The organism is Candidatus Allofournierella excrementavium, assembly GCF_048526665.1.
In the GTDB taxonomy this organism is placed as follows: domain Bacteria; phylum Bacillota; class Clostridia; order Oscillospirales; family Ruminococcaceae; genus Allofournierella_A; species Allofournierella_A excrementavium.
Map to the genome: position 1 here is coordinate 1 of NZ_DBGFPE010000015.1, position 21,668 is coordinate 21,668.

Below are 21,668 nucleotides of genomic sequence, written 5' to 3' on the forward strand. Positions count from 1 at the left end.
GAAGCCCAAGGAGTGAGTGGTCAGCCAGTTGCTCCTCTCATTGTAGCTTAGGCACGAGATGGAGGAAAAGCCGGACTGGCTGCCCGGCTTTCCTGTCCAAATTTATTGTAATAGGAGTGAGCGCATGAACAGGGATACCATCGTGGTGGGCGCCTCCGGCGCCAGCGGCATGCCGCTGCTCATCCAATGCCTCAAGCTCATCCGCGCAGCCGGGCAATCCTCCGTGCTCATCATGAGCGACAGCGCCGTTCTCACCCTGCGCCAGGAGACCGGCAGCACCCCGGAGGACCTGGCTCCCCTGGTGGACGCGGTCTACGGCCCCGGCGAAGTGGGCGCGCCCCCCGCCAGCGGCTCCTGGCCGGCGGCGGGCATGCTGGTGGTGCCCTGCAGCATGAAAACGGCGGCGGGCATCTGCGCCGGCTATGCCGACAACCTGCTGCTGCGTGCCGCGGACGTGACCATCAAGGAGCACCGCCCCCTGGTGCTGGCCGCCCGGGAAACGCCCATGAGCGCCATCCACCTGCGCAACCTGCACGAACTGGCCATGCTGCCCACGGTGCGCATCATCCCGCCCATGCTCACCTTCTACCACAAGCCCGGGACCATCGACGAAATGGTCTATCACATCGCCGCAAAGCTGGTGGAGCCCTTCGGCGTGGAGGCAAAGGAGTACCGCAGATGGCAGGGACTGTGAAAAAACTTGAGCGGACGGCCCGCCTTTCCTTCGGGGAGCTGCGCGCCGAGGCCGTTTTGCTGGATGGCAGCTGTCACATCCTTCTGTACGGCGGCCAGTCGCCCCACATCGGCTGCACCGTGCTGGCCGAGCCCCGGCCTTCTCTTACGGGAGACGGCTCTGCCAGCGCCACCGCCTCGGTGCTGAACGTCTGCGGCCACAAGGACGAGGCTGTCTGCCGCCTGCTGGCGGAGACGGTGGCCAGCCGCACCGGGCGCGTCACCGTCTGCACCGGCGGTTTCCATCAGGACGGCATCACCCCGGAACAGATCGGGGAAGTAGGCGCAGCCGCCCGCACTTTGGCCGAAGAACTGGCCGAAGCCATCCGTTAAAACAAAAAAGGACCGTCCCCCGCGGGGGATGGTCCTTTTTGCTGATTCAGTTGCTGCCGGAGGGGAAGAAGGGCCGCAGCACGGCAGCCACACTGCTGATGGGCATGGTCTGCAGCCAGATGTGGCCCGGGCCGGACACCACCGTGTTGAACAGGCCCTCACCGCCGAAGAAGGCGTTTTTCACGCCGGGCACGGTGACGATGTCCATGGAGCAGGTGGCGTCCATGGCGGCGATGTAGCCGGTGTCCACCACCAGCGACTGGCCGGCGGCCAGCTCGTATTCCACCACATGACCGTCAAACTCGGCAAAGGCGATGCCCTGGCCGGAGAGCTTCTGCATGATGAAGCCTTCGCCGCCGAAGAAGCCGGAGCCCAGCTTTTTCTGGAAAAAGACCGAGAGCTCCACGCCCGCCTCGGCTGCCAAAAATCCGCTCTTCTGCACCACCAGCTCCTTGCCGGGGCCGATCTCAAAGGCGCGGATGCTGCCCGGGAAGCTGGAGGCGAAGGCGATGAGGCCCGGCCCGCCCTGGGCGGTGTAGCGGTTCTGGAACAGCGCTTCGCCGGCCAGCAGGCGGCCGAAGGCTTTGCCCAGCCCTCCGTTCGTGGTGGTCTCCATCCTCATGTTGGGGGTCATCCAGCTCATGCTGCCCCGCTCGGTGATCATCGTTTCGCCCGCGGCCAGCTGGCAGGTCACCACCGGCAGCGGCTCGCCCGCGATCTGGTATTGCATCCGTCATTCCTCCTTATATCTTACTGAGGTAGTGCCACTACCAATATAAAGGCCGCGCCCGGTCCTCGTCAAGAGGGCCGGGCGCACAAGCATTGTGTCGGTTTGTTGGTCATTCTGCCGAATCGGCGCTGCTCTTCGGCAGCGTCATGCGAAAACAATCCACCATCAAAGTGGCCCAGGCCATCAAAAACACCTCGGCGCAGATCTGCTTTGCCAGGCGGCGGCCCCGGTGTGGCATGGCAAGGCCCACCAGCACTCCCAGCGCCAGCATGCAGAATTTCAGCAGCGCAACGTCCTTCCAATCCCAGCGGCGGATGCAGCCGTTGGCCCAGTCCAGCAGCTTTTTCATGGCGGCCTCCCTTTTGCCCCTCAAAGGCGTGTGTTATACTCTTATCATAACGCCCGCCGCCCCGTGCGGCAAGCGCAAAAAGAAAAAAGGGGAGGCAAGCGCATGAAAAACAAGCCGGAGCTCACTTCTTTTGACCTGCACCTGCTGGCCATGGGGCTGATGCTGTGCGACCACATCTGCCTTGCCCTCATGCCGGACCGGCTTTGGATGACCTGTGTTGGGCGGCTGGCCTTTCCCATCTTTGCCTTTCTCGTGGCGGAGGGCTTCATCCGCACCCGCAGCCGCGCCCGCTATGCCCGGCGGCTGCTGGTCGTTGCCCTCGTCTCCGAAGTGCCCTTCGACCTGCTGGCGGCGGGCCGTCCCGTTTATCCTTTGCGCCAGAACGTGCTCTGGACCTTCCTCATCGCCCTGGGCTGCATGCAGCTGCTGGAATGGGCCAAGGCCGACCCCCGGCCCGCCGCCCGGTTCGTGCTGAGCGCGGGGGCTGTGCTGGGCGGCTTTCTGGCGGGCACGGCGTTCATGGTGGATTACTTCGGCCCCGGCGTCTGGACAGTGCTGGTGTTTTACTTTTTCCGGGGCGATGGCTGGCGGCAGCGGCTGGGCCAGCTTTTGTGCCTGCTGTTTTTGAACGGCTGGCTGCTGGCGGGGCAGACTGTTTTGCCGGGAGGCCTCGCCCTGCCCATCCAGGCCTTCGCGGTGCTGGCTCTGCCCTTCATCTGGCTCTACCGGGGCCGGCAGGGCCCCCACGGGCGGGCGGTGCGCTGGCTTTTCTACGGCTTTTATCCCGCCCACCTTCTGGTGCTGGCGGCGGCCGCGGCTTTTGCAAACTGACCCCCCCTTGAAGATCTGAGTTAATCCTCTATACTGTGAGTCAAAGCAAATCGGTCAAAGGGAGGCGGTCAGATGAACGAGGCCTTTTACGCGCTGGAAGAGGAAAAACAGCGGGCGGTCTTCAACGCGGCCATGGAGGTGTTCTCCCGCTGGGAGTACAAACGCGCCTCCACCGACCTCATTGCCGCCAAGGCGGGGGTATCCAAGGGGCTTTTGTTCTATTATTTCCACAACAAGCGCGCCCTGTATCTGGAGACCTTCGCCTATGCCCAGCGGCTGGTGAGCGAGTTCATCCGGGACGCCTGTCCCGCGCAGAGCGACGACTTTTTCGACCGGCTGGCCGGCGCCTCCCGGGAAAAGATGCGCCTGATGGACCAAAGTCCCTTTCTGCTGGACTTCTGCGTCCGGGCCTATTATTCCAGCGGGGAGGAGATCTCCGACGCGCTGCGTCAGAAAATAGGCGGCGAGCTGGGCGGGCTTTACTCCACCTGGTTCGCCGGGGTGGACACCAGCCGCTTCCGGCCCGGGGCGGACCCGGCCCACATCCTGAACATGATCGCCTGGATGACCGACGGCTACATCCACGTGCGCCGGATGGAGGGCAAGCCGCTGGATATGGAAGAGATGATGGCCGAGGTGGAGCGCTGGATGCAGATGTTCCGCGAATGGTCTTATAAGGAGGAGAAACGATGAGCATGCTGGAAGTGGACCGCCTCACACGGGACTACGGCGGCGGCAAAGGGGTGTTTGACCTGACCTTCCGGGTGGGGGAAGGGGAAGTGTTCGGTTTTCTGGGGCCCAACGGGGCGGGCAAAACCACAACCATCCGCCACCTGATGGGGTTCATTCATCCCCAGGCGGGCAGCTGCCGCATCAACGGCATGGACTGCTGGCGCGACCGGGCGCGCATCCAGCGGGAGCTGGGCTACATCCCCGGCGAGATCGCCTTTTTCGACGACATGACCGGCGAGGAATTCCTGCGCTTTCTGGAAAAATACCGGGGCCGGGCGGGCGCGGGCCGCAAGGCGGAGCTGCTGGAAATGTTCGAGCTTGCCCCCAAAGGCAAGATCAAAAAGATGAGCAAGGGCATGAAGCAGAAGCTGGGCATCGTGGCCGCCTTCATGCACGACCCGCGCATCCTGCTGCTGGACGAGCCCACCTCCGGCCTCGACCCGCTGATGCAGAACCGCTTCATCCAGCTGCTGGACGCCGAAAAGGCCCGGGGCAAGACCATCCTGCTCTCCAGCCACATCTTTGAAGAGGTGGAGCGCACCTGCGACCGGGTGGGCATCATCCGCGCCGGGCGGCTGGTGGCCGACGACCCGGTGGAGACGCTGCGGGGGCGGTACCTGCGCAGCTACACCGTCACGCTGGAAAGCCCGGAGCAGGCCGCCGCCTTCGCCCGGGACTTTGCCGGCGAGCAGAACGGCCTTCAGGTGACGGTGCGCGCCCAGAAGAGCCTGGAGAACATCTTTCTGGAGTATTACGGGGGAGGGGAGAACCATGGGACTCACACTGTATAAGCGGGAGATGAAGGGCAGCTGGAAGCTGCTGGTCATCTTCGGGGCGGTGCTGACCATGTATGTGGCCATCATCATCTCCATGTACGAGCCGGACATGCTCAAACTGCTGGACAGCTACGCCCAGGCGATGCCGGAACTGATGGCCGCCGTGGGCATGACCGCCGGCGCGGCGGACCTGCTGGGCTTTATGATCTCCTACCTTTACGGCTTCATCCTGCTGGTGTTCCCCATGGTGTTCTGTATCCTGCGGGCCAACGGTCTGGTGGCAAAATATGTGGACCGGGGCTCCATGGCCTGCCTGCTGGCCGCGCCGGTGCGCCGCAGCGCTGTGGCCCTCACCCAGGCGGCGGTGCTCATCTCCGGCACGGTGCTGCTGGTGGGCTATGTCACGGGGCTGGAACTGGCGGTGTGCCAAAGCTCTTTCCCCGGTGAACTGGCGGCAGGGGAACTGCTGGCGGTGAACGCGGGCCTGCTCTGCCTGCACCTCTTCATCGGCGGGGTGTGCTTTTTGTCCTCCTGCGCTTTCTCCGACACGAAGTACAGCCTTGCCTTCGGCGCGGGCGTGCCCGCGCTGATGTTCCTGCTCCAGATGCTGGCCAACGCGGGCGACGCGGCCGAAAAAGCCCGCTGGTTCACCTTCTTCACCCTCTATGACCCCAAGGGCCTTGCGGCGGGGGAGGAGCAGGCCGTTCTCTTTGCCGGACTGCTGCTGGCCGGCGCGGCGGCGCTCTATGCCGCGGGCGTGGCCGTGTTCTGCAAAAAGGACCTGCACATCTGAATCAAAAGGGAAAGGGGCCCCGGCCAATGCTGGCCGGGGCCCCTCCTTGCTTTGCACAAAAAAACTCCCGAACGCCGAAGCGTTCGGGAGCCTGGTGCGGATGAAGGGACTTGAACCCATATGGAGTTGCCCCCACTAGAACCTGAATCTAGCGCGTCTGCCAATTCCGCCACATCCGCATCTATGTAAACGCGGCGCGAGACCGCGAATACGCTGTTCTCACGTTGGACCGTGGGGTCCGCTGTGCGGAACGATAGCTATTCTAGCACAGAGTTCGGCGGTTGTCAACCATCTTTTTCAAACTTTTTTTGCGCGTGTTCCACAAGCTTCGAAAAAGTCTGCTCGCTCAGGTCGTGCTCCACGCGGCAGGCGTCCCGGGCGGCCACTTCCGGGTCCACCCCCAGCCGCACGAAGAACTCGGTGAGCAGCCGGTGCCGGTCATACACCCGCCGGGCAATGGCCAGCCCCGCCTCGGTCAGCACCAGCCCGCCGTCGGCGTCCACCTGCACGTAGCCGTTCTCCCGCAGCTTTTTCATCGCCACGCTCACGCTGGCTTTGGTGAAGGCAAGTTCGTTGGCCACGTCCACCGAGCGCACGTAGCCCTTGCGCTCTTTCAGCATCAGGATGGCCTCGAGATAATCCTCCGAGGATTCATGGACCTGCATCTGTTCTCCCTCCGTTTCGGCGCGGCCGCTCTTTTGTAATATACCCTACCATATTTGCCGCCCTTTGGCAAGAACGGCCCTGCCGCGCCGCAAAAAGAGGGGAAAAAAGGGCCGGTTTGCAGTCAGCGCCCTTTCTTTTGCATTTTCGGAGACGGGGTCTTTCTTTCCCGGTGCGCGGGTGATACAATAGGGGTCGGCAAAGGGGGCAGGCGGCTTGGAATCCTTCGTTTACAGCGTGAACGCGTCCCTGCCCATCTTCCTCACCATGGCGGCGGGCCTGGGGCTGCGGCGGCTGGGCCTGCTGGACCGGCACTTTGCCGATGTGGCCGACAAGTTCGTCTTCAAGGTCACTCTGCCGCTGATGCTCTTCGAGCAGATCCGCGCGGTGGATATTTACCACAGCTTCGACGGCACGTATCTGGCCTTCTGCGCGGGGGCCACCCTGGCGGGCATCCTGGTCATCTGGGCGCTGGCTCACCGCTTCGTGCGGCCAAAGGGCAGCGTGGGCGCCTTCGTGCAGGCCTGCTGCCGCTCCAGCGCCGCCATCCTGGGCCTTGCCTTCATCCAGAACATCTACGGCTCCGCCGGCATGGCCGGGCTGATGATCCTGGGCAGCGTGCCGCTGTTCAACCTGTTCGCGGTGGCGGTGCTCACCCTGGAAGGGGAGGACGCGGGCGGCCAGCCGCTGAAAGCGCGCCTTGCGGGCGCGGCCAAAGGCGTGGCCACCAACCCCATCATCCTGGGCATCCTGGCGGGCTTTGCGGCGGCGCTCATCCGTCTGCCGGTGCCCACCGTGCTGGACCGCACGCTGGAAAATCTGGCCGGCCTGACCACGCCGCTGGCGCTGGTGGCCATCGGCGTGACCTTCGATTTCAAGGCGGCGCTGGGCACCTCCCGGCTGGCGCTCATTGCCTCGGCGGTGAAGCTGGTGGTGCTGCCCGCGGTGTTCCTGCCGCTGGGCGCGGCCCTGGGCTTCCGGGAGCAGATGTTCATGGGCCTCATCGTGATGCTGGGCTCGCCCTGCACCCCCACCAGCTACGTGATGACCCGCAGCCTCGGCGGCGACGCGGCCCTGGCCGGCACCACCGTCATGCTCACAACGCTGGCCTCCAGCGTGAGCCTGACTTTCTGGATCTTTTTGTGGCGCAGCCTGGGGGTCCTCTGAGGCCCTGTTTCTCTTGCTTTTCACCCCGGCGTGGGGTATAGTTAAAGTATAAAATGCCCGGAAGGGAAAGGAGCAACAGCATGAGTATTTTAGTGTGCGGCGGCGCAGGTTACATTGGCAGTCATACCTGCGTGGAACTTCTGGCGGCCGGCTATGACATCGTCGTGGCCGACAACTACTACAACTCCTGCCCGGAGGCGGTGCGCCGGGTGAAGGAGATCTCCGGCAAGGATTTCCGCTTTGTGGAGGTCGACCTCACCGACGCGGAAAAGGTGGAGCAGCTGTTCGCGCAGAACCCGGACATTGACTCGGTGATCCAGTTCGCCGCTTACAAGGCGGTGGGCGAGAGCGTGGGCAAGCCCATCGAGTACTACACCAACAACCTCACCACCACCCTCACCGTGCTGGCCGCCATGCGCCGCCACGGCGTGAACAATCTGGTGTTCTCCTCCTCCGCCACCGTCTACGGCGACCCGGAGAAGGTGCCCATCGATGAGAACTGCCGCGTGGGCGGCACCACCAACCCCTACGGCACCAGCAAGCTGATGAACGAGATGATGCTCACCGACTGCTGCAAGGCCTACCCCGAGATGAACGTGGCGCTGCTGCGCTACTTCAACCCCATCGGCGCCCACAAGAGCGGCCTGATCGGCGAGGACCCCAACGGCATCCCCAACAACCTGGTGCCCTACATCGCCAAGGTGGCCGTGGGCGCGCTGGAAAAGGTGCATGTGTTCGGCAACGACTATCCCACCCCGGACGGCACCGGCGTGCGCGACTACATCCATGTGGTGGACCTGGCCAAGGGCCACGTGGCCGCCATCAAGAAGCTGGAGCAGAAGCCCGGTCTGTTCATCTGCAACCTGGGCACCGGCAAGGGCTACAGCGTGCTGGACGTCATCAAGGCCTATGAGAAGGCTTGCGGCAAGACCCTGCCTTACGTCATCGACCCCCGCCGCCCCGGCGACATCGCCACTGTCTACGCCGACCCCGCCAAGGCCAAGAACGAGCTGGGCTGGGAGGCGCAGTACGGCATCGAGGAGATGTGCGCGGACAGCTGGAAGTGGCAGAGCATGAACCCCAACGGCTATAAGGGCTGAGCGATACACAACACGCCAAACAACGAAGGGAGATAACGAACATGCAGAAGAAACCTATCTTAGTGGTGCTGGCTGCCGGTATGGGCAGCCGTTACGGCGGCCTCAAGCAGATCGACCCGGTGGGCCCCAGCGGTGAGGTCATCATGGACTACTCGCTCTACGACGCCAAGCGCGCCGGCTTTGAGACCGTGGTGTTCATCATCAAGCACGAGATCGAAGCGGCCTTCAAGGAGACCGTGGGCCAGCGCGCCGAGAAGTTCATGGAAGTGCGCTATGCCTACCAGCAGCTGGACGACCTGCCCGAAGGATGCACCCTGCCCGAAGGCCGCGAGAAGCCCCTGGGCACCGGCCATGCCATCCTGGCGGCCCGGGACGTGCTGGACGCTCCCTTCGCCGTGATCAACGCCGACGACTACTACGGCCCCTCCGCCTTCAAGACCATCTACGACTACCTGGCCAGCGACGGCTGCGGCGTGGGCAAGTACGGCATGGTGGCCTACCGGCTGGACAGCACCGTCACCGAGCACGGCACTGTGGCCCGCGGCCTGTGCCAGGTGGATGAGGACGGCCACCTGGTCAACGTGGTGGAGCGCACCAAGATCGGCACCTACGAGGGCGGCATCCACTTCACCGAAGACGACGGCGCCACCTGGACCGACGTGCCCGCGGACACCCCTGTTTCCATGAACCTGTGGGGCTTTGACCCCAGCTTCGTGGGCGAGCTGAAGACCCGCTTTGTGCCCTTCATGCAGGAGCTGGCCAGCACCCCCAACCCCCTGAAGACCGAGTTCCTGCTGCCCACCGTCGTGGGCCAGATGCTCACCGAGGGCACCGCGAAGGTGACCGTGCTGCACAGCGCCGACAAGTGGTACGGCGTGACCTACAAGGAGGACAAGCCCGGCGTTGTGGCTGCCCTGGCCCAGAAAGTGGCCGACGGGCTGTATCCCACCCCGCTGTGGAAGTGATCGTTTCCCAAAGGCAGACCATGCAGGGAACGGCCGGCTTTGCCGGCCGTTCCCTTTGCCTGTGTAAAAGGGAGGACGCGATATGAAAGAAAAGCCCATCCTGCCGCCGTCGCTGCCCGAACGGCTGGAAACGGCGGAGCGGGGCGAAGAACTCGTCGCCATGGCCGCCGCGCGGCAGGAGCCGCTGACCCGCTGGCACTTCTGCGGGCTGGACCTCTGCGGCGAAACGCTGCGGGAGATTCGCTTTGAGCAGTGCCTGTTCGAGGGCTGCCGTTTCACCGGGGCCGACCTGCGGGCGGCCAGCTTTGTGGACTGCCGGCTGAAAAACTGCGAGTTTTCGGCGGTGCGGGCCGGCGAAGCTTATTTCCTGCGCTGTCAGCTGCAGGGGGTCAAGGCGCTGGCCGCCTCCTTGCCGGACTGCCGGCTCGCCCATGTGCGGCTGGAGGGGTGCAACTTCACCGAAGCGAACTTCACCGGCGCCAGCGTGGAGAACGTGCGCCTGGAGGAGTGCGACTTTTCCGCCGCCAGCCTCAGCGAATGGCGGCACAAAGGCCTTTCGCTGGCGCGCAGCAAATTTTTCCGCACCAGCTTTTTCAAAACGCCGCTGGCGGGGCTGGATTTCACCGACAGCGAGCTGGAGGGCGTGGTGGTGAGCGACGCCGCCGCGGAACTCAAAGGCGCCACGGTCAACGTGCGGCAGGCGGCGGAGCTTGCCCGCCTGCTGGGAGTGACCGTGCGCTGAAACGCGATTTTTTTACCGAGGAGACAAGAGGGGAATCATGGCAAGACAAGTGGATCTTTTGAAAGGGAACATCCTGCGCTCTCTGACTTTGCTGGCACTGCCCATCATGGGCAGCCAGCTGGTGCAGATGGCCTATAACCTGATCGACATGATCTGGATCGGCCGGGTGGGCGCGGGCGCCGTGGCCGCCGTGGGCGCGGCGGGCATGTTCATGTGGCTGTCCAACGGCATGGCGGTGCTGCCCCGCATGGGCGGCCAGGTCAAGGTGGCCCAGAGCATCGGCGCGGGCGACATCGAGGCAGCCGGGCGCTATGCCGCGGCTGCGCTGCAGATGGGCGGCGTGATGTCGCTGGTCTACACGGCAGCGATGCTCGTGGGGGCGGGGCCGCTGATCGGCTTCTTCCGGCTGAACAGCGCCGAGGTGGAGGCCCAGGCCCGGGCCTACCTCATCATCGTGGGCTTCGGCATGTTCTTCTCCTTCATCAATCAGGTGCTGGTGGCCCTCATCAACGCCACCGGCAACAGCCGCACCCCCTTCTTCGCCATGGCGGTGGGCCTGGGGGCCAACATCGTGCTGGACCCGGTGCTCATCTTCGGCGTGGGGCCCTTCCCCAAGTGGGACGTAGCGGGCGCGGCGGTGGCCACCGTCGCCGCCCAGGGCATCGTGTTCGCCCTGCTGGCCCGCTACGCCGTGCAGGACCAGACCCTGTTCGCCCACGTTCATCTGAAACGGCCCGCCGCCCGCAGCGAGCTGGCGGCCATCTCCAAGGTCAGCGGCCCGGCCACCGCGATGAACATCATCTTCCCGCTCATCGGCATGGTCATCGCCCGGCTGGTGGCCGGCTGGGGCGATGCGGCGGTGGCGGTGCAGAAGGTGGGCAGCCAGATCGAGTCCATCAGCTGGATGACCGCCGACGGCTTTGCCGCTGCGGTGAACAGCTTCATCGCCCAGAACTGCGGCGCGGGCAACCTGCGCCGGGCGCGTCGGGGTTTCGGCGCGGCGTTCCTGCTCATGACCGTCTGGGGCATCCTGTGCAGCGCGCTGCTCATTTTCTGCGCCGCGCCCATCTTCCGCTTCTTCATCCCGGAGGCGGACGTACTGCCCATGGGCGTGGACTACCTGGTCATCCTGGGCTATTCCGAACTGTTCATGTGCTGGGAGATATTGGTAGGCGGCGCCTACGCGGGCTTTGGCAACACTCTGCCCTCCAGCGCGGTGAGCATCGTGTTCACCGGCCTGCGCATCCCCGCGGCCATCGCCCTCAGCGCCACGGCCCTGGGCCTTTCCGGCGTGTGGTGGAGCATCTCCATCTCCAGCATCTTCAAGGGCGTCATCCTCACCGGCGTCTTCCTGGTGTTCCTTGCGCGGCTGACCAGAAAACAGCAGATCTGCGTCCAATGAAAGAAGCCCCGGGCCATGCGGCCCGGGGCTTCTGTGCGCGAAAAATCATTTGCAGTAGTGCTCGATGTAGGCCTCGCGGCATTTGTCGATGATCTCCATCGCGGCTTCGCGGCCCTGCTCCTCGTTGACCACCGTCTCTTTGCCCTCCAGGTTCTTGTACACCTGGAAGAAGTGGCGCATCTCGCTGAACAGATGGCTGGGCAGCTCGCTGATGTCATGGTAGGAGTTGTAGGTGGGGTCGCTGAAGGGGATGGCGATGATCTTTTCGTCCAGCTTGCCGCCGTCCAGCATGGTGAACACGCCGATGGGGTAGCAGCGCACCAGGCTCATGGGCTGGATGACCTCGCTGCACAGCACCAGCACGTCCAGCGGGTCGCCGTCATCCGACAGGGTGCGGGGGATGAGACCGTAGTTGGCGGGGTAGTGGGTGGAGGTGTAGAGGATGCGGTCCAGAATGATGAGACCGGTCTCCTTGTCCAGCTCGTATTTCTTCTTCGAGCCCTTCTCGATCTCGATCACGGCGACAAAGTCTTCGGCGGTGATGCGGGCGGGGTTCATATCATGCCAGATGTTCGACATTAGTACAAAACTTCCTTTCCAGGCCGGGCGGCAAAGTGCGCCGCAGCCCCTCGTTTGCTATCAGTATAGCATATTCTTTGCGGCAAGACCATAGGCAGAAAAGAAAAACTTTTTACAAAGCCTTGACTTTTGCTCTTTTGCATAGTATGATATTCAAGCAGCGCTTCGCTGAGACCTGAACTTTCAGGCGCCCGTAGCTCAGGTGGATAGAGCAACTGCCTTCTAAGCAGTGGGCCGGGGGTTCGAGTCCCTCCGGGCGCACCAATATGTGGTGGCTATGGCGCAGTTGGCTAGCGCGCCAGATTGTGGCTCTGGAGGCCGTGGGTTCGAGTCCCACTAGCCACCCCACATTACAGGGAAAGCGAACTCGAAAGAGTTCGCTTTTTTCTATAAATAAGCTGGGTTGTCGCCAAGCGGTAAGGCACGGGACTTTGACTCCCGCATGCGTGGGTTCGAATCCCGCCAACCCAACCACGCCGCCGCAAGCTGTGCATCGCTTGCGGCGGCTTTTTTGCAAAAAAGCCGCCGTCGTGCTCACCTGCGCCGCGGCGCCTTTTCCCCGCGAAACTTTGCTTGCGCAAACTTTCGGTGGAGCCCCGCCTGGGCCATGGCAGGGGGAAATATCGATTTTGACCGCCTTGTGCAAAAACCGGCGGGCTCCGTCAGGGGCCCGCCAGCGTTTTTTTGCGGGCAGCGCAAGATCCCTCTTGACGTTACGCATCGTGTAATGATATAATCGTTACACAACATGTAACGTGATGGAGGGAAGAGCATGGAAGTCGTCAATTTGGACACCCGCGAAAAGCAGAACGCTTTTATGAACCCCGCCCGGCAGGATATTCTGCGCCTTTTGCAGCTGGCGGGCCGGCCCATGACGCCCAAGGAACTGGCGGACAAGATGGGCATTTCCGCCTCGTCGGTAACCTTCCACATCAAAAAGCTGGTGGAGCTGGGTGTGGTGGCTCTGGACCACACCGAGCAGATACGGGGCATCACCGCCCGCTATTACAAGGCGCTGAACGTTTCGGTGCGGCTGGGGCTGCTGGCTCCCGGCGGGGACGACGCGGCCCAGGAGATGTTTTTGCAGCGCACGGTGGAGCAGGTGCTGGCCGGCGTGCAGGGCCTGAAGCGGCTGGCAGGGGAGAAGGGCCTGGGCGAAGAGGACGTGATGGGCCTGGGCGACATGCACAGCGGCGTGGTCTATCTCACCCGGGAGGAAGCCATTGAACTGCAGCGCCGGGTGATGGACTTTTTGAGCGAGAGGGAAGTGCCCCGCCCCGGCACCGCAGCCTATGAGTATGTGCTGATGGCCTACAACGCCGCGGAGGTGCCGGTGGATGCTGGATAAAAAGCATGGCGCGCTGCTCTTTTTGAACAGCGCTTCCACCGGGATGCTCTCGCCGCTGCTCACCCTGCTTTTGCTGGACAAGGGCATCGGCCTTGCGGCGGTGCCGCTGGCGGTGGGCCTCTATTCGGCGGTGGCGGTGATCTTTGAAGTGCCCAGCGGCATGGCGGCGGACCGCTGGGGCCGCAAAAACTGCTTCCTCGTTTCTCAGGCGCTGCTGCTGCCCGGCCTGGGGCTGCTGGCCCTGGGGCAGGGAATGGCGGCGGTGCTTGCGGCCATGGCCTTCCAGGGGCTTGCCCGGGCCTTTTCCTCCGGCAGCCTGGACGCCCTGGTGGTGGAGGAATTCCTTCTTAAAAACGGCGCCGGGGCGCTGCCGAAGTGCACCGCCCGCATCAGCGCCCTCACCAGCATCGGGCTGGCGATGGGCTGTCTTGCGGGAGGCGGCGTGTACGCGCTCACTGGCCGCCTGTGGACGGCTCTTGCCCTGAAAGGGGCGTTGGTGCTGGCGCTGCTGGTGCTGGGCGCGGGCCTTGAGGAACACCCGGTGGAGCGCGGGCAGGAAGAGCCGAACCCGGCGGCCCAGCTGGCCGCTACCCTGCGCAGTCCGGGGCTGGTGCGGGCGCTGGTGCTCTGGCCCGCCGCCTTTGCGCCGGCTCTCTTCGCGGTGGAGGTGTTCTATCAGCCCCGGTTCGAGCAGCTGCTGAACAGTTCCGCCGCGGGCTGGGCGCTGGGCACCCTCAGCGCGGGGGCGTTTTACGCCTCGGCTGCGGGAGCGGTGCTGGCGCCGCGGCTGATGCGCCGCCCTACCCTGGGCCGGCTGCTGGGGGTCAGTGCTTTGGTGGGTGCGGGGCTGATGGCTCTCAGCGCTGCGGGCACGCCGGTGCTGTTCGTGGCCTTTTACTTCCTCTTCTATGTCATCAACGGCAGCACCGACTATCTCACCTCCACCCTGATGAACGAGGCGGCCCCGCCCAGCCAGCGGGCCACTCTGCTCTCGGCTGGCTCGCTGACGCTGCAGCTGGGCGGGCTTGCCGCTTCGCCCCTGCTGTCGGCGGGGGCGGCGGTGGGCACCATCCCCCAGGTGTGGCTGGCCGCAGGCGGCGCGCTGGCGGCGGGGATGCTGGCCTGGCTCGCGGTGCACCTGCTGCGTGCCCGCAAGACAAAATGAAAAACTCCCTGTCCGGCTGAAAAGCCGGGCAGGGAGTTTTTTTGATTCACCGATGCGCGCCGGTGCCCTTTTCCATCAGATAGGTGGCGGTGAGGTCCGCCAGATGCAGCTTGACAGCCAGCGGATAGGCGTCGTAGGCCTCGCTGATGGCGCGGCAGCCGCCCCGGGCGGCGTCGTCAAAGCCGCCCATGTGCCAGCGGATGGCCACCGCCTCGGCGGGCTTTAAACGGATGAAGCGCTCGATGAGGTAAACGCTCTTTTCGCCGTGGCCATAGGGGAACTGGTCCTCCACCATGAAGATGGGCACCTTTTCCCACTGGCCGGTGGCCTCATTCTTCACGTTGCGGCTGCCGGTCTTGTAGTAATTCGCCTTGCACAGATCGTGCAAAAGGCCGCAGATGGCCATGCTCTCGGGGTTGTCGCCCTCTTCAAAAAAGCGGTCCATCAGGGCGTGATACACGTTCAGGCTGTGCATCACCAGCCCCTCCTCGCAGGCGCCGTGAAAACGGGTGGAGGCGGGCGCTTTGAAAAAATCGGTGGAGGAAAGCCACTCCAGCAGCCTGTCCGCGCCGGGGCGGGAGACCTCCCGCCGCCAGATGTCGCAAAATTCTTCCCGGTATCCCATCACAGATCCATCTCTTCCAGGATGCCCTTCAGGATGGCGATCTCGTCGCGGCTCAGGCTGATGCCCTTGCCCATCTTGCTGCCGTCGGGCGACCAGTCGCGGATGTCGTACTTGGGCTCGCGGTCGTTCCAGCTCACCATGTTCAGCTGCCGCTCCCAGCCGTTGGCGCTCTGGGAAAGCACGGCGATGCGCTGGGTGATCTCGTATTTGAATTCTGCCATAACCTGCTCCTCGCTTTTGATGGTTTTCCGTGCCGCCTTCCGGGCGGACGTTCGCCTCTATTCTAATGTATCAAAAGCGAGAATGCAAGTGCGATTTGGCAAAAGCTGCCTTTTACCCCTGGGGGAATTCCTCCTTGCTGCACAGCTTGCTTTTTACCGTCTCGTCGCTCTCCACCCAGCCTTCCCGGCAGGCATGGGCCTCCACCTGGGTGTAGTAAAGCGCGCCCTTCAGCGCGCCCTCGGCCACGGCTTTGGCCGCTTTGGCGCCGGGCTCTGCCGCGCCGGAGGCGGCGGCCGGGGCCCGGCTGCGTTTGGGCGCGGCAGGCGGGGCGGGGGCCTTTGGCGCCGGGCCGGGCATCGCGTTCAGTTCGTGGTGCACGAAATCCTTGAGAGTGCTCAAATGGATCATCTCCTTCCTTTCTATAAGTTGCGCGAAAAAAGGCGGAATATGCATCACAGCGAATGTAAAATCTGCAAAACAGAAGCTCCCGCGATTTTACCCGCTTTTTACCGGAAAGCGATAGCGGATTTTCGAAACCGGGCGGTATACTTTAACCGTTCCCCACAGGAGGGAAACAAAAAAACGAGCAACACATGAATCGTAAGGAGAGAAAAGAAAATGAAAAAGTTTGTTGCTTTTGCGGCCGCTCTGTGCATGGCCGTGAGCCTGGCAGCCTGTGGCAGCGCCCCTTCTTCCAGCGCCCCCGCCGCCAACACCGACAGCTCTGACACCACCACCAGCACCCCTGCCTCCCAGACCGCTGAGCTGGAAGGCGCGGTGACCACCGGCGGCTCCACCAGCGTGGAGAAGGTCATCCTGGCCATGCAGGAGTCCTTCATGAACGCGAACCCCGGCGTTGACGTTACTTACGATCCCACCGGCAGCGGCGCCGGCATCACCGGTGCCTCTGAGGGCACCCTGGACATCGGCCTTTCCAGCCGCGCCCTGAAAGAGGACGAGACCGGCCTGGTGGGCACCACCTTCGCCCTGGATGGCATCGCCATCATCGTGAACAACGAGAACACCGTCACCGACCTGTCCCTGGAGCAGATCAAGGGCCTGGCCGACGGCACCATCACCAACTGGAGCGAGGTGGGCGGCCCCGACGCCCCCGTGGTCCTGATCGGCCGTGAGGCCGGCAGCGGCACCCGCGACGGCTTCGAGAGCATTGTCGGCGTGGAGGATGTCTGCGTCTACGATCAGGAGCTGACCAGCACCGGCGCCGTGATCGCCGCCGTGGCCGCCAACCCCAACGCCTTCGGCTACGCTTCCCTGTCTGCTGTGGATGAGAAGGTCAAGGCTGTGACCGTCGACGGCGTGGAGGCCACCGAGGCCACCGTGCAGGACGGCAGCTACAAGGTGCAGCGTCCCTTCGTCTTCGTCACCAAGGAGGGCGCTGAGCTGAGCGACGCCGCCCAGGCCTTCATCGACTTCGCCCTGAGCGAGGATGCTCACCAGCTGATCATCGACGCCGGCGCGGTGCCCCTGGCGTAACACACCCACGGTCCCCCGAAAAGAGCCGCACGGCGCGCGCCGTGCGGCTTTTGCCGGGCTGTGAAAGGAGAACGCCCATGAAAACCAAACACATCACCGAGGCGGTCATGCACGCCGTGTTCTTCATCTGCGGCATGTTGGCCATCGCCTTTGTGGCCCTCATCAGCCTTTACATCATCACCGCCGGCCTGCCCGCCATCAAGGAGATCGGCCTGGGCGACTTCCTGCTGGGCACCGTGTGGAAATCCACCGCGGCCGAGCCCAGCTTCGGCATCCTGCCCTTCATCCTCACCAGCATCTGGGGCACCTTGGGCGCCATCGTCATCGGCGTGCCGGTGGGGGTGCTCACCGCAGTGTTCCTCTCCAAGGTGGCCAGCCCCCGGGTGGCGTCCATCGTGCGCCCGGCGGTGGACCTGCTGGCGGGCATCCCCAGCGTGGTCTACGGCCTGGTGGGCATGATGGTGCTGGTGCCGCTGATGATGCAGGTGTTCCATCTGGACAACGGCACCTGCCTTCTGGCCGCCATGCTGGTGCTGGCCATTATGATTTTGCCCGGCATCGTGTCGGTGAGCGAGACGGCGCTGAACGCCGTGCCGCCCGAGTATGAGCACGCCAGCCTCGCCCTCGGCGCCACCTGGATGGAGACCGTCTTCAAGGTCAGCCTGCCCGCCGCGAAAAGCGGCATCGGCGCGGGCGTCGTGTTGGGCGTGGGCCGCGCCATCGGCGAGGCCATGGCCGTTATGATGGTGGCCGGCAACGTGCCCAACATGCCGGGCCTGTTCAAGAGCGTCACCTTCCTGACCACCGCGGTGGCCAAGGAGATGAGCTACGCCAGCGGCCTGCAGAGGCAGGCGCTGTTCAGCATCGCTTTGGTGCTGTTCATCTTTATCATGCTGGTCAACGGCCTCTTGGGCCGCATGCTGAAACGGGGGGAGAAGGAATGAGCACCATGCAGGCAACACTGAACGCATCCGGCGCGCGCGCCGAAAAAGCTGCCGCCCCTTCGAAACTCCGCCTGCGCAAGGCCAAAAGCGCTGTGCTGCTGGGCCTCGTCTATACGGCGGCGGCGCTTACCTGCGCGCTGCTCATCGGCCTCATCGGCTACATCTTCGTCAAGGGCGTGCCCCACATCACCTGGCAGCTGCTCTCCACCGCGCCCAGCGCGCTGAAGGACACCATCGGCATCCTGCCCAACATCCTGAACACCCTCTACATCGTGGCCTTCAGCCTGCTGCTGGCCCTGCCGCTGGGCGTGGGCGCGGCGGTGTACCTCACCGAGTACGCCACCAGCCGCCGCCTCATCAGCCTGGTGGAGTTCGCCACCGAGGCGCTGGCGGGCATCCCCTCCATCCTCTACGGCTTGGTGGGCATGCTGTTCTTCGCCCAGATGCTGGGCTTCAAGACCAGCCTGCTCTCCGGCGGCTGCACCCTGGTCATCATGATTTTGCCCACCATCATCCGCACCACCCAGGAGAGCCTCAAGACCGTGCCCGCCAGCTACCGTGAGGGCGCGCTGGGCCTGGGGGCCACCAAGTGGTATATGATCCGCACCATCGTGCTGCCTTCCTCGCTGGAGGGCATCATCACCGGCTGCATCCTGGCCGTGGGCCGCATCGTGGGCGAAAGCGCCGCCCTGCTGTTCACCGCCGGCGTGGGCACCGTCATTGCCAAAAATGTGTTCGCGGCCTTCAGCCGCAGCGGCGGCACTTTGTCCGTGGCGCTGTATATGTATGTGAGCGAGCGCGGCGAGTTCGACGTGGGCTATGCCATCGCCGCCATCCTGATGGTGCTGGTGCTGGGGCTGAACGCCGCCACCCGGCTGGTACGCAACCGAATGAAAAAGAAGGAGGGCGCACAATGAGCGAGACCCCCATTTTGCAATCGAAAGACCTTCACCTGTACTACGGCGAGACCGAGGCGCTGAAGGGCATCAACATGGACATCCAGAAGAACGAGATCACCGCCCTGATCGGGCCCTCGGGCTGCGGCAAGTCCACTTTCCTGAAAACGCTGGACCGGATGAACGACCTCATCCCCAGCGTGCGCATCACCGGCGAGGTGCTGCTGAACGGCCAGGACATCTACGCCAAGGACGTGGACGTGAACGAACTGCGCCGCCGGGTGGGCATGGTGTTCCAGAAGCCCAACCCCTTCCCCATGAGCATCTACGACAACGTGGCCTACGGCCCCCGGCTTCACGGCAACCACTCCCACGCGGAGCTGGACGAGCTGGTGGAAAAGAGCCTGCGGGGCGCGGCGCTGTGGGACGAAGTGAAGGACCGCCTGAAAAAGAGCGCCATGGGCCTCTCCGGCGGCCAGCAGCAGCGCCTTTGCATCGCCCGGGCGCTGGCGGTGGAGCCGGACGTGCTGCTGATGGACGAACCCACCAGCGCCCTGGACCCCGGCAGCACCCTGCGCATCGAGGACTTGATGGCCGACCTGAAAAAGAACTACACCGTGGTCATCGTGACCCACAACATGCAGCAGGCCAGCCGTATCTCGGACAAGACCGCCTTCTTCCTGTTGGGCGAACTGGTGGAGTACGGCCCCACCATCCAGATCTTCCAGAACCCCCAGGACAAGCGCACCGAGGATTACATCACCGGCCGGTTCGGCTGACAAGGAGGCAATTATGCAGACCCGAAACAATTACACCGAGGCCCTGGGCCAGCTGCGCGTGCACGTGATGGAGATGGGCGGCGGCATCGTGCAGGCCATCGGCCGCACCCAACGCGCCCTGGAGCAGCTGGACGCCGACCTGGCCCGCTCGGTCATGGAAGGCGACGATGAGTTCGACCAGATGGAGCGGGACATCGAGCAGGAGTGCCTGACCCTGGTGGTCACCCAGAGCCCCGTGGCGGGCGACTGGCGGCGCATCGCCTCCATCATGCGCATGATCGCCGATCTGGAACGCATCGCTGACCACTGCGCCGACATCAGCGAGTATGTCATCAAACTTTCCGGCAAGGACAAGGTGGACCACATCCCCTATTTCTCTGAGATGTTCGCCCTGATGCAGAAGATGGTGCAGGACACCGTGCAGGCCTACGTGGACCTGGACGTGGAAAAGGCCCGCCTTGTGGCCGCCCAGGACGACGCCCAGGACGACTACTTCGAGGAAGTGTGCGAGGAGCTGTGCCAGATGATGGCCGCCAACCCCGGCGCCATCTCCCAGTATGTGGACTATCTGATGATCGCCAAATACCTGGAGCGCATGAGCGACCATGCCACCAACCTGGCGGAGTGGATCGAATACATCGTCAAAGGCGAACTTCGCATCTGAGCCTTTTCTTTTCTCTTTTGCCGCCTCCGGCCCGCCAAGGGCCGGGGCGGCGCTTTTTGTTTGCAGTTGCCAAGGGCGCTTTATCGTGCTATAATAATGAAACTTCGGGCCGGGCAAAGTGCCCGCGCGCCGCAAAGAGGGGAGAGTGCAGCATGCAGAAAGTACCGTTCATCACACTGGAACAGGCCCAGCAGATCATTGCCGATGTGCCCACGCCGTTCCACATTTACGACGAGAAGGGCATCCGGGAGAACGCCCGCCGTCTTTACAAAGCCTTCAGTTGGAACAAGGGCTTCAAGGAGTATTTCGCCGTCAAGGCCACCCCGAACCCCTACCTGATGCAGATCTTGAAAGAGGAAGGCTGCGGCATGGACTGCTCCTCCTACACCGAGCTGGTCCTCAGCGAGGCCTGCGGCATCACCGGCCACGACGTGATGTTCTCCTCCAACGTGACCCCCGTGCAGGACATGAAAAAGGCCGCCGAGATGGGCGCCTACATCAACCTGGACGACTACACCCACGTGGAGTTCCTGGACCGGGTGGCGGGCGTGCCCGAGACCGTCTGCTGCCGCTACAATCCCGGCGGCATGTTCAGCCTGGGCAACGACATCATGGACAACCCCGGCGAGGCCAAGTACGGCATGACCGAGGTGCAGATGGTCAGCGCCTTCAAAAAGCTGATGGCCAAGGGAGCAAAGCAGTTCGGCATCCACGCCTTTTTGGCCAGCAACACCACCTACAACGAGTATTACCCCACCCTGGCTGGCATCCTGTTCGAGCTGGCGGTGCGCCTGCACGAGGTCACCGGCGCCAAGATCGCCTTCGTGAACCTGTCCGGCGGCGTGGGCGTCGACTACGCCCCCTACCAGCCCAAGAGCGACATCGAGGCCATCGGCGAGGGCGTGCGCAAGAAGTTTGAGGAAATTCTGGTGCCCGCGGGCATGGGCGACGTGGCCATCTTCACCGAGCTGGGCCGCTTCATGCTGGCGCCCTACGGCCATCTGGTGGCCACCGTGCTCCACGAAAAGCACATCCAGAAAGACTACGTGGGCCTGGACGCCTGCGCCGCCAACCTGATGCGCCCGGCCATGTACGGCGCCTACCACCACATCACCGTGCTGGGCAAGGAGGACGAGCCCTGCGACCGCATCTATGACGTCACCGGCGGCCTGTGCGAGAACAACGACAAGTTCGCCGTCGACCGGCCCCTGCCCAAGATCGAGATCGGCGACATCGTCGTCATCCACGACACCGGCGCCCACGGCTTCTCCATGGGCTACAACTACAACGGCAAGCTGCGCAGCGCCGAGGTGCTGCTGAAGGAGGACGGCTCCCACCAGCTCATCCGCCGCGCCGAGACCCCGGCGGACTACTTCGCCACCTTCGATTTCACCCCCTATTGGGATAAACTGCAAAAAGGCTGACCGCTCAGGCCGCCGCCCTCTGAGGCGGCGGCCTGTTACATTTTGTTTGCAATTCTTCGATTTACAGCCGCGTGCCCCGGGTGTATAATAGATAACTGAATCATTCAAGAAGAACGCCGCTTTCCGGCGGCTGAAAAACCAAAGGAGTGTGCCCCATGCCCAGCTATCCCCCCCGTGATATGAGCGAAAGCGAGCGCCGCCGCCGCGCCGCCG

At 63.7% G+C, this 21,668-nt stretch carries 26 protein-coding genes and 4 tRNA genes; 22 read left to right on the forward strand and 8 right to left on the reverse strand.

The window, feature by feature from the left end:
• Window positions 1-124: 124 nt before the first annotated feature.
• Window positions 125-694 (forward strand): UbiX family flavin prenyltransferase, encoded by a 570-nt coding sequence (locus tag ACMI1Q_RS04355; RefSeq protein ID WP_419502924.1) that lies wholly within the window; start codon window positions 125-127, stop codon window positions 692-694.
• The gene (locus tag ACMI1Q_RS04360) at window positions 679-1,065 is read left to right on the forward strand and encodes a hypothetical protein (RefSeq protein ID WP_419502925.1); all 387 of its coding nucleotides are present in this window, start codon (window positions 679-681) and stop codon (window positions 1,063-1,065) included. Before ACMI1Q_RS04355 ends, ACMI1Q_RS04360 begins: the two co-directional genes overlap by 16 nt.
• A 46-nt stretch (window positions 1,066-1,111) precedes the next feature.
• Here the strand turns inward: ACMI1Q_RS04360 and ACMI1Q_RS04365 are convergent, their stop codons facing one another.
• Entirely contained in the window at window positions 1,112-1,795 is a 684-nt protein-coding gene (locus ACMI1Q_RS04365; protein WP_177522426.1) for a TIGR00266 family protein, read from the reverse strand.
• Between the two features lie 109 nt (window positions 1,796-1,904).
• A complete protein-coding gene (locus tag ACMI1Q_RS04370) occupies window positions 1,905-2,144 on the reverse strand; it encodes a permease of phosphate ABC transporter (RefSeq protein ID WP_419502926.1) in 240 nt (79 codons plus the stop codon).
• A gap of 102 nt (window positions 2,145-2,246) precedes the next feature.
• Between ACMI1Q_RS04370 and ACMI1Q_RS04375 the strand changes: the two genes are divergently transcribed.
• The 4 genes from ACMI1Q_RS04375 (at window position 2,247) to ACMI1Q_RS04390 (ending at window position 5,276) form a co-directional block, all read left to right on the forward strand.
• Window positions 2,247-2,975, forward strand: a complete 729-nt coding sequence (locus tag ACMI1Q_RS04375; RefSeq protein WP_419502927.1) for a TraX family protein — start codon at window positions 2,247-2,249, stop codon at window positions 2,973-2,975.
• 72 nt (window positions 2,976-3,047) lie between these two features.
• On the forward strand, window positions 3,048-3,668 hold the full coding sequence (locus ACMI1Q_RS04380) for a TetR/AcrR family transcriptional regulator (protein ID WP_419502928.1): 621 nt from the start codon (window positions 3,048-3,050) through the stop codon (window positions 3,666-3,668).
• Window positions 3,665-4,498, forward strand: a complete 834-nt coding sequence (locus ACMI1Q_RS04385; RefSeq protein WP_419502929.1) for an ABC transporter ATP-binding protein — start codon at window positions 3,665-3,667, stop codon at window positions 4,496-4,498. Before ACMI1Q_RS04380 ends, ACMI1Q_RS04385 begins: the two co-directional genes overlap by 4 nt.
• On the forward strand, window positions 4,479-5,276 hold the full coding sequence (locus ACMI1Q_RS04390) for an ABC transporter permease (protein WP_419502930.1): 798 nt from the start codon (window positions 4,479-4,481) through the stop codon (window positions 5,274-5,276). Before ACMI1Q_RS04385 ends, ACMI1Q_RS04390 begins: the two co-directional genes overlap by 20 nt.
• 92 nt (window positions 5,277-5,368) lie before the next feature.
• Here the strand turns inward: ACMI1Q_RS04390 and ACMI1Q_RS04395 are convergent.
• Both ACMI1Q_RS04395 and ACMI1Q_RS04400 read right to left on the reverse strand, forming a co-directional pair.
• Window positions 5,369-5,455 (reverse strand) — tRNA-Leu (locus ACMI1Q_RS04395).
• Between the two features lie 105 nt (window positions 5,456-5,560).
• The gene (locus ACMI1Q_RS04400; RefSeq protein ID WP_330055800.1) at window positions 5,561-5,941 is read right to left on the reverse strand and encodes a metal-dependent transcriptional regulator; all 381 of its coding nucleotides are present in this window, start codon (window positions 5,939-5,941) and stop codon (window positions 5,561-5,563) included.
• A 214-nt stretch (window positions 5,942-6,155) separates the two neighbouring features.
• On the opposite strand from ACMI1Q_RS04400, the gene ACMI1Q_RS04405 reads away from it, so the two are divergent.
• From ACMI1Q_RS04405 to ACMI1Q_RS04425, 5 genes are all read left to right on the forward strand, one after another.
• Entirely contained in the window at window positions 6,156-7,106 is a 951-nt protein-coding gene (locus tag ACMI1Q_RS04405; RefSeq protein ID WP_419502931.1) for an AEC family transporter, read from the forward strand.
• Between the two features lie 80 nt (window positions 7,107-7,186).
• Complete coding sequence (gene galE, locus ACMI1Q_RS04410) at window positions 7,187-8,206, forward strand: UDP-glucose 4-epimerase GalE (RefSeq protein ID WP_419502932.1); 1,020 nt, start codon at window positions 7,187-7,189, stop codon at window positions 8,204-8,206.
• A gap of 41 nt (window positions 8,207-8,247) precedes the next feature.
• The gene (locus ACMI1Q_RS04415) at window positions 8,248-9,171 is read left to right on the forward strand and encodes a nucleotidyltransferase family protein (protein WP_330058837.1); all 924 of its coding nucleotides are present in this window, start codon (window positions 8,248-8,250) and stop codon (window positions 9,169-9,171) included.
• Between the two features lie 82 nt (window positions 9,172-9,253).
• Window positions 9,254-9,913: a pentapeptide repeat-containing protein gene (locus tag ACMI1Q_RS04420; protein ID WP_419502933.1), complete on the forward strand. Its 660-nt coding sequence runs from the start codon at window positions 9,254-9,256 to the stop codon at window positions 9,911-9,913.
• Window positions 9,914-9,950: 37 nt separating this feature from the next.
• Window positions 9,951-11,315: an MATE family efflux transporter gene (locus ACMI1Q_RS04425; protein WP_419502934.1), complete on the forward strand. Its 1,365-nt coding sequence runs from the start codon at window positions 9,951-9,953 to the stop codon at window positions 11,313-11,315.
• 45 nt (window positions 11,316-11,360) lie between these two features.
• Here ACMI1Q_RS04425 and ACMI1Q_RS04430 read toward each other — a convergent pair whose 3' ends face one another.
• Window positions 11,361-11,894 carry an inorganic diphosphatase gene (locus ACMI1Q_RS04430; protein WP_177522873.1) on the reverse strand — a complete coding sequence of 178 codons (534 nt, stop codon included), beginning with the start codon at window positions 11,892-11,894 and terminating at the stop codon, window positions 11,361-11,363.
• A 187-nt stretch (window positions 11,895-12,081) separates the two neighbouring features.
• Between ACMI1Q_RS04430 and ACMI1Q_RS04435 the strand changes: the two genes are divergently transcribed.
• The 5 genes from ACMI1Q_RS04435 to ACMI1Q_RS04455 all read left to right on the forward strand — a co-directional run bounded on the left by ACMI1Q_RS04435 (window position 12,082) and on the right by ACMI1Q_RS04455 (window position 14,407).
• Window positions 12,082-12,158, forward strand: a tRNA-Arg gene (locus tag ACMI1Q_RS04435).
• A 7-nt stretch (window positions 12,159-12,165) separates the two neighbouring features.
• Window positions 12,166-12,242 (forward strand) — tRNA-His (locus ACMI1Q_RS04440).
• Window positions 12,243-12,293: 51 nt separating this feature from the next.
• A tRNA-Gln gene (locus ACMI1Q_RS04445) sits at window positions 12,294-12,368 on the forward strand.
• Between the two features lie 298 nt (window positions 12,369-12,666).
• Entirely contained in the window at window positions 12,667-13,242 is a 576-nt protein-coding gene (locus tag ACMI1Q_RS04450) for a helix-turn-helix domain-containing protein (protein WP_419502935.1), read from the forward strand.
• Complete coding sequence (locus ACMI1Q_RS04455) at window positions 13,232-14,407, forward strand: MFS transporter (RefSeq protein WP_419502936.1); 1,176 nt, start codon at window positions 13,232-13,234, stop codon at window positions 14,405-14,407. Before ACMI1Q_RS04450 ends, ACMI1Q_RS04455 begins: the two co-directional genes overlap by 11 nt.
• A 46-nt stretch (window positions 14,408-14,453) precedes the next feature.
• Here the strand turns inward: ACMI1Q_RS04455 and ACMI1Q_RS04460 are convergent, their stop codons facing one another.
• From ACMI1Q_RS04460 to ACMI1Q_RS04470, 3 genes are all read right to left on the reverse strand, one after another.
• Window positions 14,454-15,032, reverse strand: a complete 579-nt coding sequence (locus tag ACMI1Q_RS04460; protein WP_419502937.1) for a hydrolase — start codon at window positions 15,030-15,032, stop codon at window positions 14,454-14,456.
• Window positions 15,032-15,253, reverse strand: a complete 222-nt coding sequence (locus ACMI1Q_RS04465) for a YdbC family protein (protein ID WP_330058645.1) — start codon at window positions 15,251-15,253, stop codon at window positions 15,032-15,034. Before ACMI1Q_RS04465 ends, ACMI1Q_RS04460 begins: the two co-directional genes overlap by 1 nt.
• 112 nt (window positions 15,254-15,365) lie before the next feature.
• Entirely contained in the window at window positions 15,366-15,653 is a 288-nt protein-coding gene (locus ACMI1Q_RS04470; RefSeq protein ID WP_419502938.1) for a hypothetical protein, read from the reverse strand.
• Between the two features lie 219 nt (window positions 15,654-15,872).
• Here ACMI1Q_RS04470 and ACMI1Q_RS04475 point away from each other — a divergent pair, with 219 nt between their 5' ends.
• The 6 genes from ACMI1Q_RS04475 (at window position 15,873) to ACMI1Q_RS04500 (ending at window position 21,455) form a co-directional block, all read left to right on the forward strand.
• Window positions 15,873-16,748 carry a phosphate ABC transporter substrate-binding protein gene (locus ACMI1Q_RS04475; protein WP_177522868.1) on the forward strand — a complete coding sequence of 292 codons (876 nt, stop codon included), beginning with the start codon at window positions 15,873-15,875 and terminating at the stop codon, window positions 16,746-16,748.
• 77 nt (window positions 16,749-16,825) lie between these two features.
• A complete protein-coding gene (gene pstC, locus ACMI1Q_RS04480) occupies window positions 16,826-17,692 on the forward strand; it encodes a phosphate ABC transporter permease subunit PstC (RefSeq protein ID WP_419067409.1) in 867 nt (288 codons plus the stop codon).
• Complete coding sequence (gene pstA, locus ACMI1Q_RS04485; RefSeq protein WP_419067410.1) at window positions 17,689-18,609, forward strand: phosphate ABC transporter permease PstA; 921 nt, start codon at window positions 17,689-17,691, stop codon at window positions 18,607-18,609. The genes pstC and pstA overlap by 4 nt, the downstream gene beginning before the upstream one ends.
• A complete protein-coding gene (gene pstB, locus ACMI1Q_RS04490) occupies window positions 18,606-19,367 on the forward strand; it encodes a phosphate ABC transporter ATP-binding protein PstB (protein ID WP_419502939.1) in 762 nt (253 codons plus the stop codon). The genes pstA and pstB overlap by 4 nt, the downstream gene beginning before the upstream one ends.
• Window positions 19,368-19,380: 13 nt before the next feature.
• Window positions 19,381-20,031, forward strand: coding sequence for a phosphate signaling complex protein PhoU (phoU, locus tag ACMI1Q_RS04495; protein WP_419502940.1), 651 nt, complete (start codon window positions 19,381-19,383; stop codon window positions 20,029-20,031).
• A gap of 152 nt (window positions 20,032-20,183) precedes the next feature.
• On the forward strand, window positions 20,184-21,455 hold the full coding sequence (locus tag ACMI1Q_RS04500; protein WP_419502941.1) for a diaminopimelate decarboxylase: 1,272 nt from the start codon (window positions 20,184-20,186) through the stop codon (window positions 21,453-21,455).
• Window positions 21,456-21,668 lie beyond the last annotated feature (213 nt).

Coding starts and splice junctions, on each gene's coding strand:
- ACMI1Q_RS04455 (WP_419502936.1), top strand. CDS start 13,232: ATGCTGGATAAAAAGCATGGCGCGCTGCTCTTTTTGAACAGCGCTTCC.
- ACMI1Q_RS04420 (WP_419502933.1), top strand. CDS start 9,254: ATGAAAGAAAAGCCCATCCTGCCGCCGTCGCTGCCCGAACGGCTGGAA.
- ACMI1Q_RS04385 (WP_419502929.1), top strand. CDS start 3,665: ATGAGCATGCTGGAAGTGGACCGCCTCACACGGGACTACGGCGGCGGC.
- ACMI1Q_RS04415 (WP_330058837.1), top strand. CDS start 8,248: ATGCAGAAGAAACCTATCTTAGTGGTGCTGGCTGCCGGTATGGGCAGC.
- pstA (WP_419067410.1), top strand. CDS start 17,689: ATGAGCACCATGCAGGCAACACTGAACGCATCCGGCGCGCGCGCCGAA.
- ACMI1Q_RS04500 (WP_419502941.1), top strand. CDS start 20,184: ATGCAGAAAGTACCGTTCATCACACTGGAACAGGCCCAGCAGATCATT.
- phoU (WP_419502940.1), top strand. CDS start 19,381: ATGCAGACCCGAAACAATTACACCGAGGCCCTGGGCCAGCTGCGCGTG.
- ACMI1Q_RS04400 (WP_330055800.1), bottom strand. CDS start 5,941: ATGCAGGTCCATGAATCCTCGGAGGATTATCTCGAGGCCATCCTGATG.
- ACMI1Q_RS04375 (WP_419502927.1), top strand. CDS start 2,247: ATGAAAAACAAGCCGGAGCTCACTTCTTTTGACCTGCACCTGCTGGCC.
- ACMI1Q_RS04370 (WP_419502926.1), bottom strand. CDS start 2,144: ATGAAAAAGCTGCTGGACTGGGCCAACGGCTGCATCCGCCGCTGGGAT.
- pstB (WP_419502939.1), top strand. CDS start 18,606: ATGAGCGAGACCCCCATTTTGCAATCGAAAGACCTTCACCTGTACTAC.
- ACMI1Q_RS04380 (WP_419502928.1), top strand. CDS start 3,048: ATGAACGAGGCCTTTTACGCGCTGGAAGAGGAAAAACAGCGGGCGGTC.
- galE (WP_419502932.1), top strand. CDS start 7,187: ATGAGTATTTTAGTGTGCGGCGGCGCAGGTTACATTGGCAGTCATACC.
- ACMI1Q_RS04365 (WP_177522426.1), bottom strand. CDS start 1,795: ATGCAATACCAGATCGCGGGCGAGCCGCTGCCGGTGGTGACCTGCCAG.
- ACMI1Q_RS04465 (WP_330058645.1), bottom strand. CDS start 15,253: ATGGCAGAATTCAAATACGAGATCACCCAGCGCATCGCCGTGCTTTCC.
- ACMI1Q_RS04390 (WP_419502930.1), top strand. CDS start 4,479: ATGGGACTCACACTGTATAAGCGGGAGATGAAGGGCAGCTGGAAGCTG.
- ACMI1Q_RS04450 (WP_419502935.1), top strand. CDS start 12,667: ATGGAAGTCGTCAATTTGGACACCCGCGAAAAGCAGAACGCTTTTATG.
- pstC (WP_419067409.1), top strand. CDS start 16,826: ATGAAAACCAAACACATCACCGAGGCGGTCATGCACGCCGTGTTCTTC.
- ACMI1Q_RS04475 (WP_177522868.1), top strand. CDS start 15,873: ATGAAAAAGTTTGTTGCTTTTGCGGCCGCTCTGTGCATGGCCGTGAGC.
- ACMI1Q_RS04355 (WP_419502924.1), top strand. CDS start 125: ATGAACAGGGATACCATCGTGGTGGGCGCCTCCGGCGCCAGCGGCATG.
- ACMI1Q_RS04360 (WP_419502925.1), top strand. CDS start 679: ATGGCAGGGACTGTGAAAAAACTTGAGCGGACGGCCCGCCTTTCCTTC.
- ACMI1Q_RS04430 (WP_177522873.1), bottom strand. CDS start 11,894: ATGTCGAACATCTGGCATGATATGAACCCCGCCCGCATCACCGCCGAA.
- ACMI1Q_RS04425 (WP_419502934.1), top strand. CDS start 9,951: ATGGCAAGACAAGTGGATCTTTTGAAAGGGAACATCCTGCGCTCTCTG.
- ACMI1Q_RS04460 (WP_419502937.1), bottom strand. CDS start 15,032: ATGGGATACCGGGAAGAATTTTGCGACATCTGGCGGCGGGAGGTCTCC.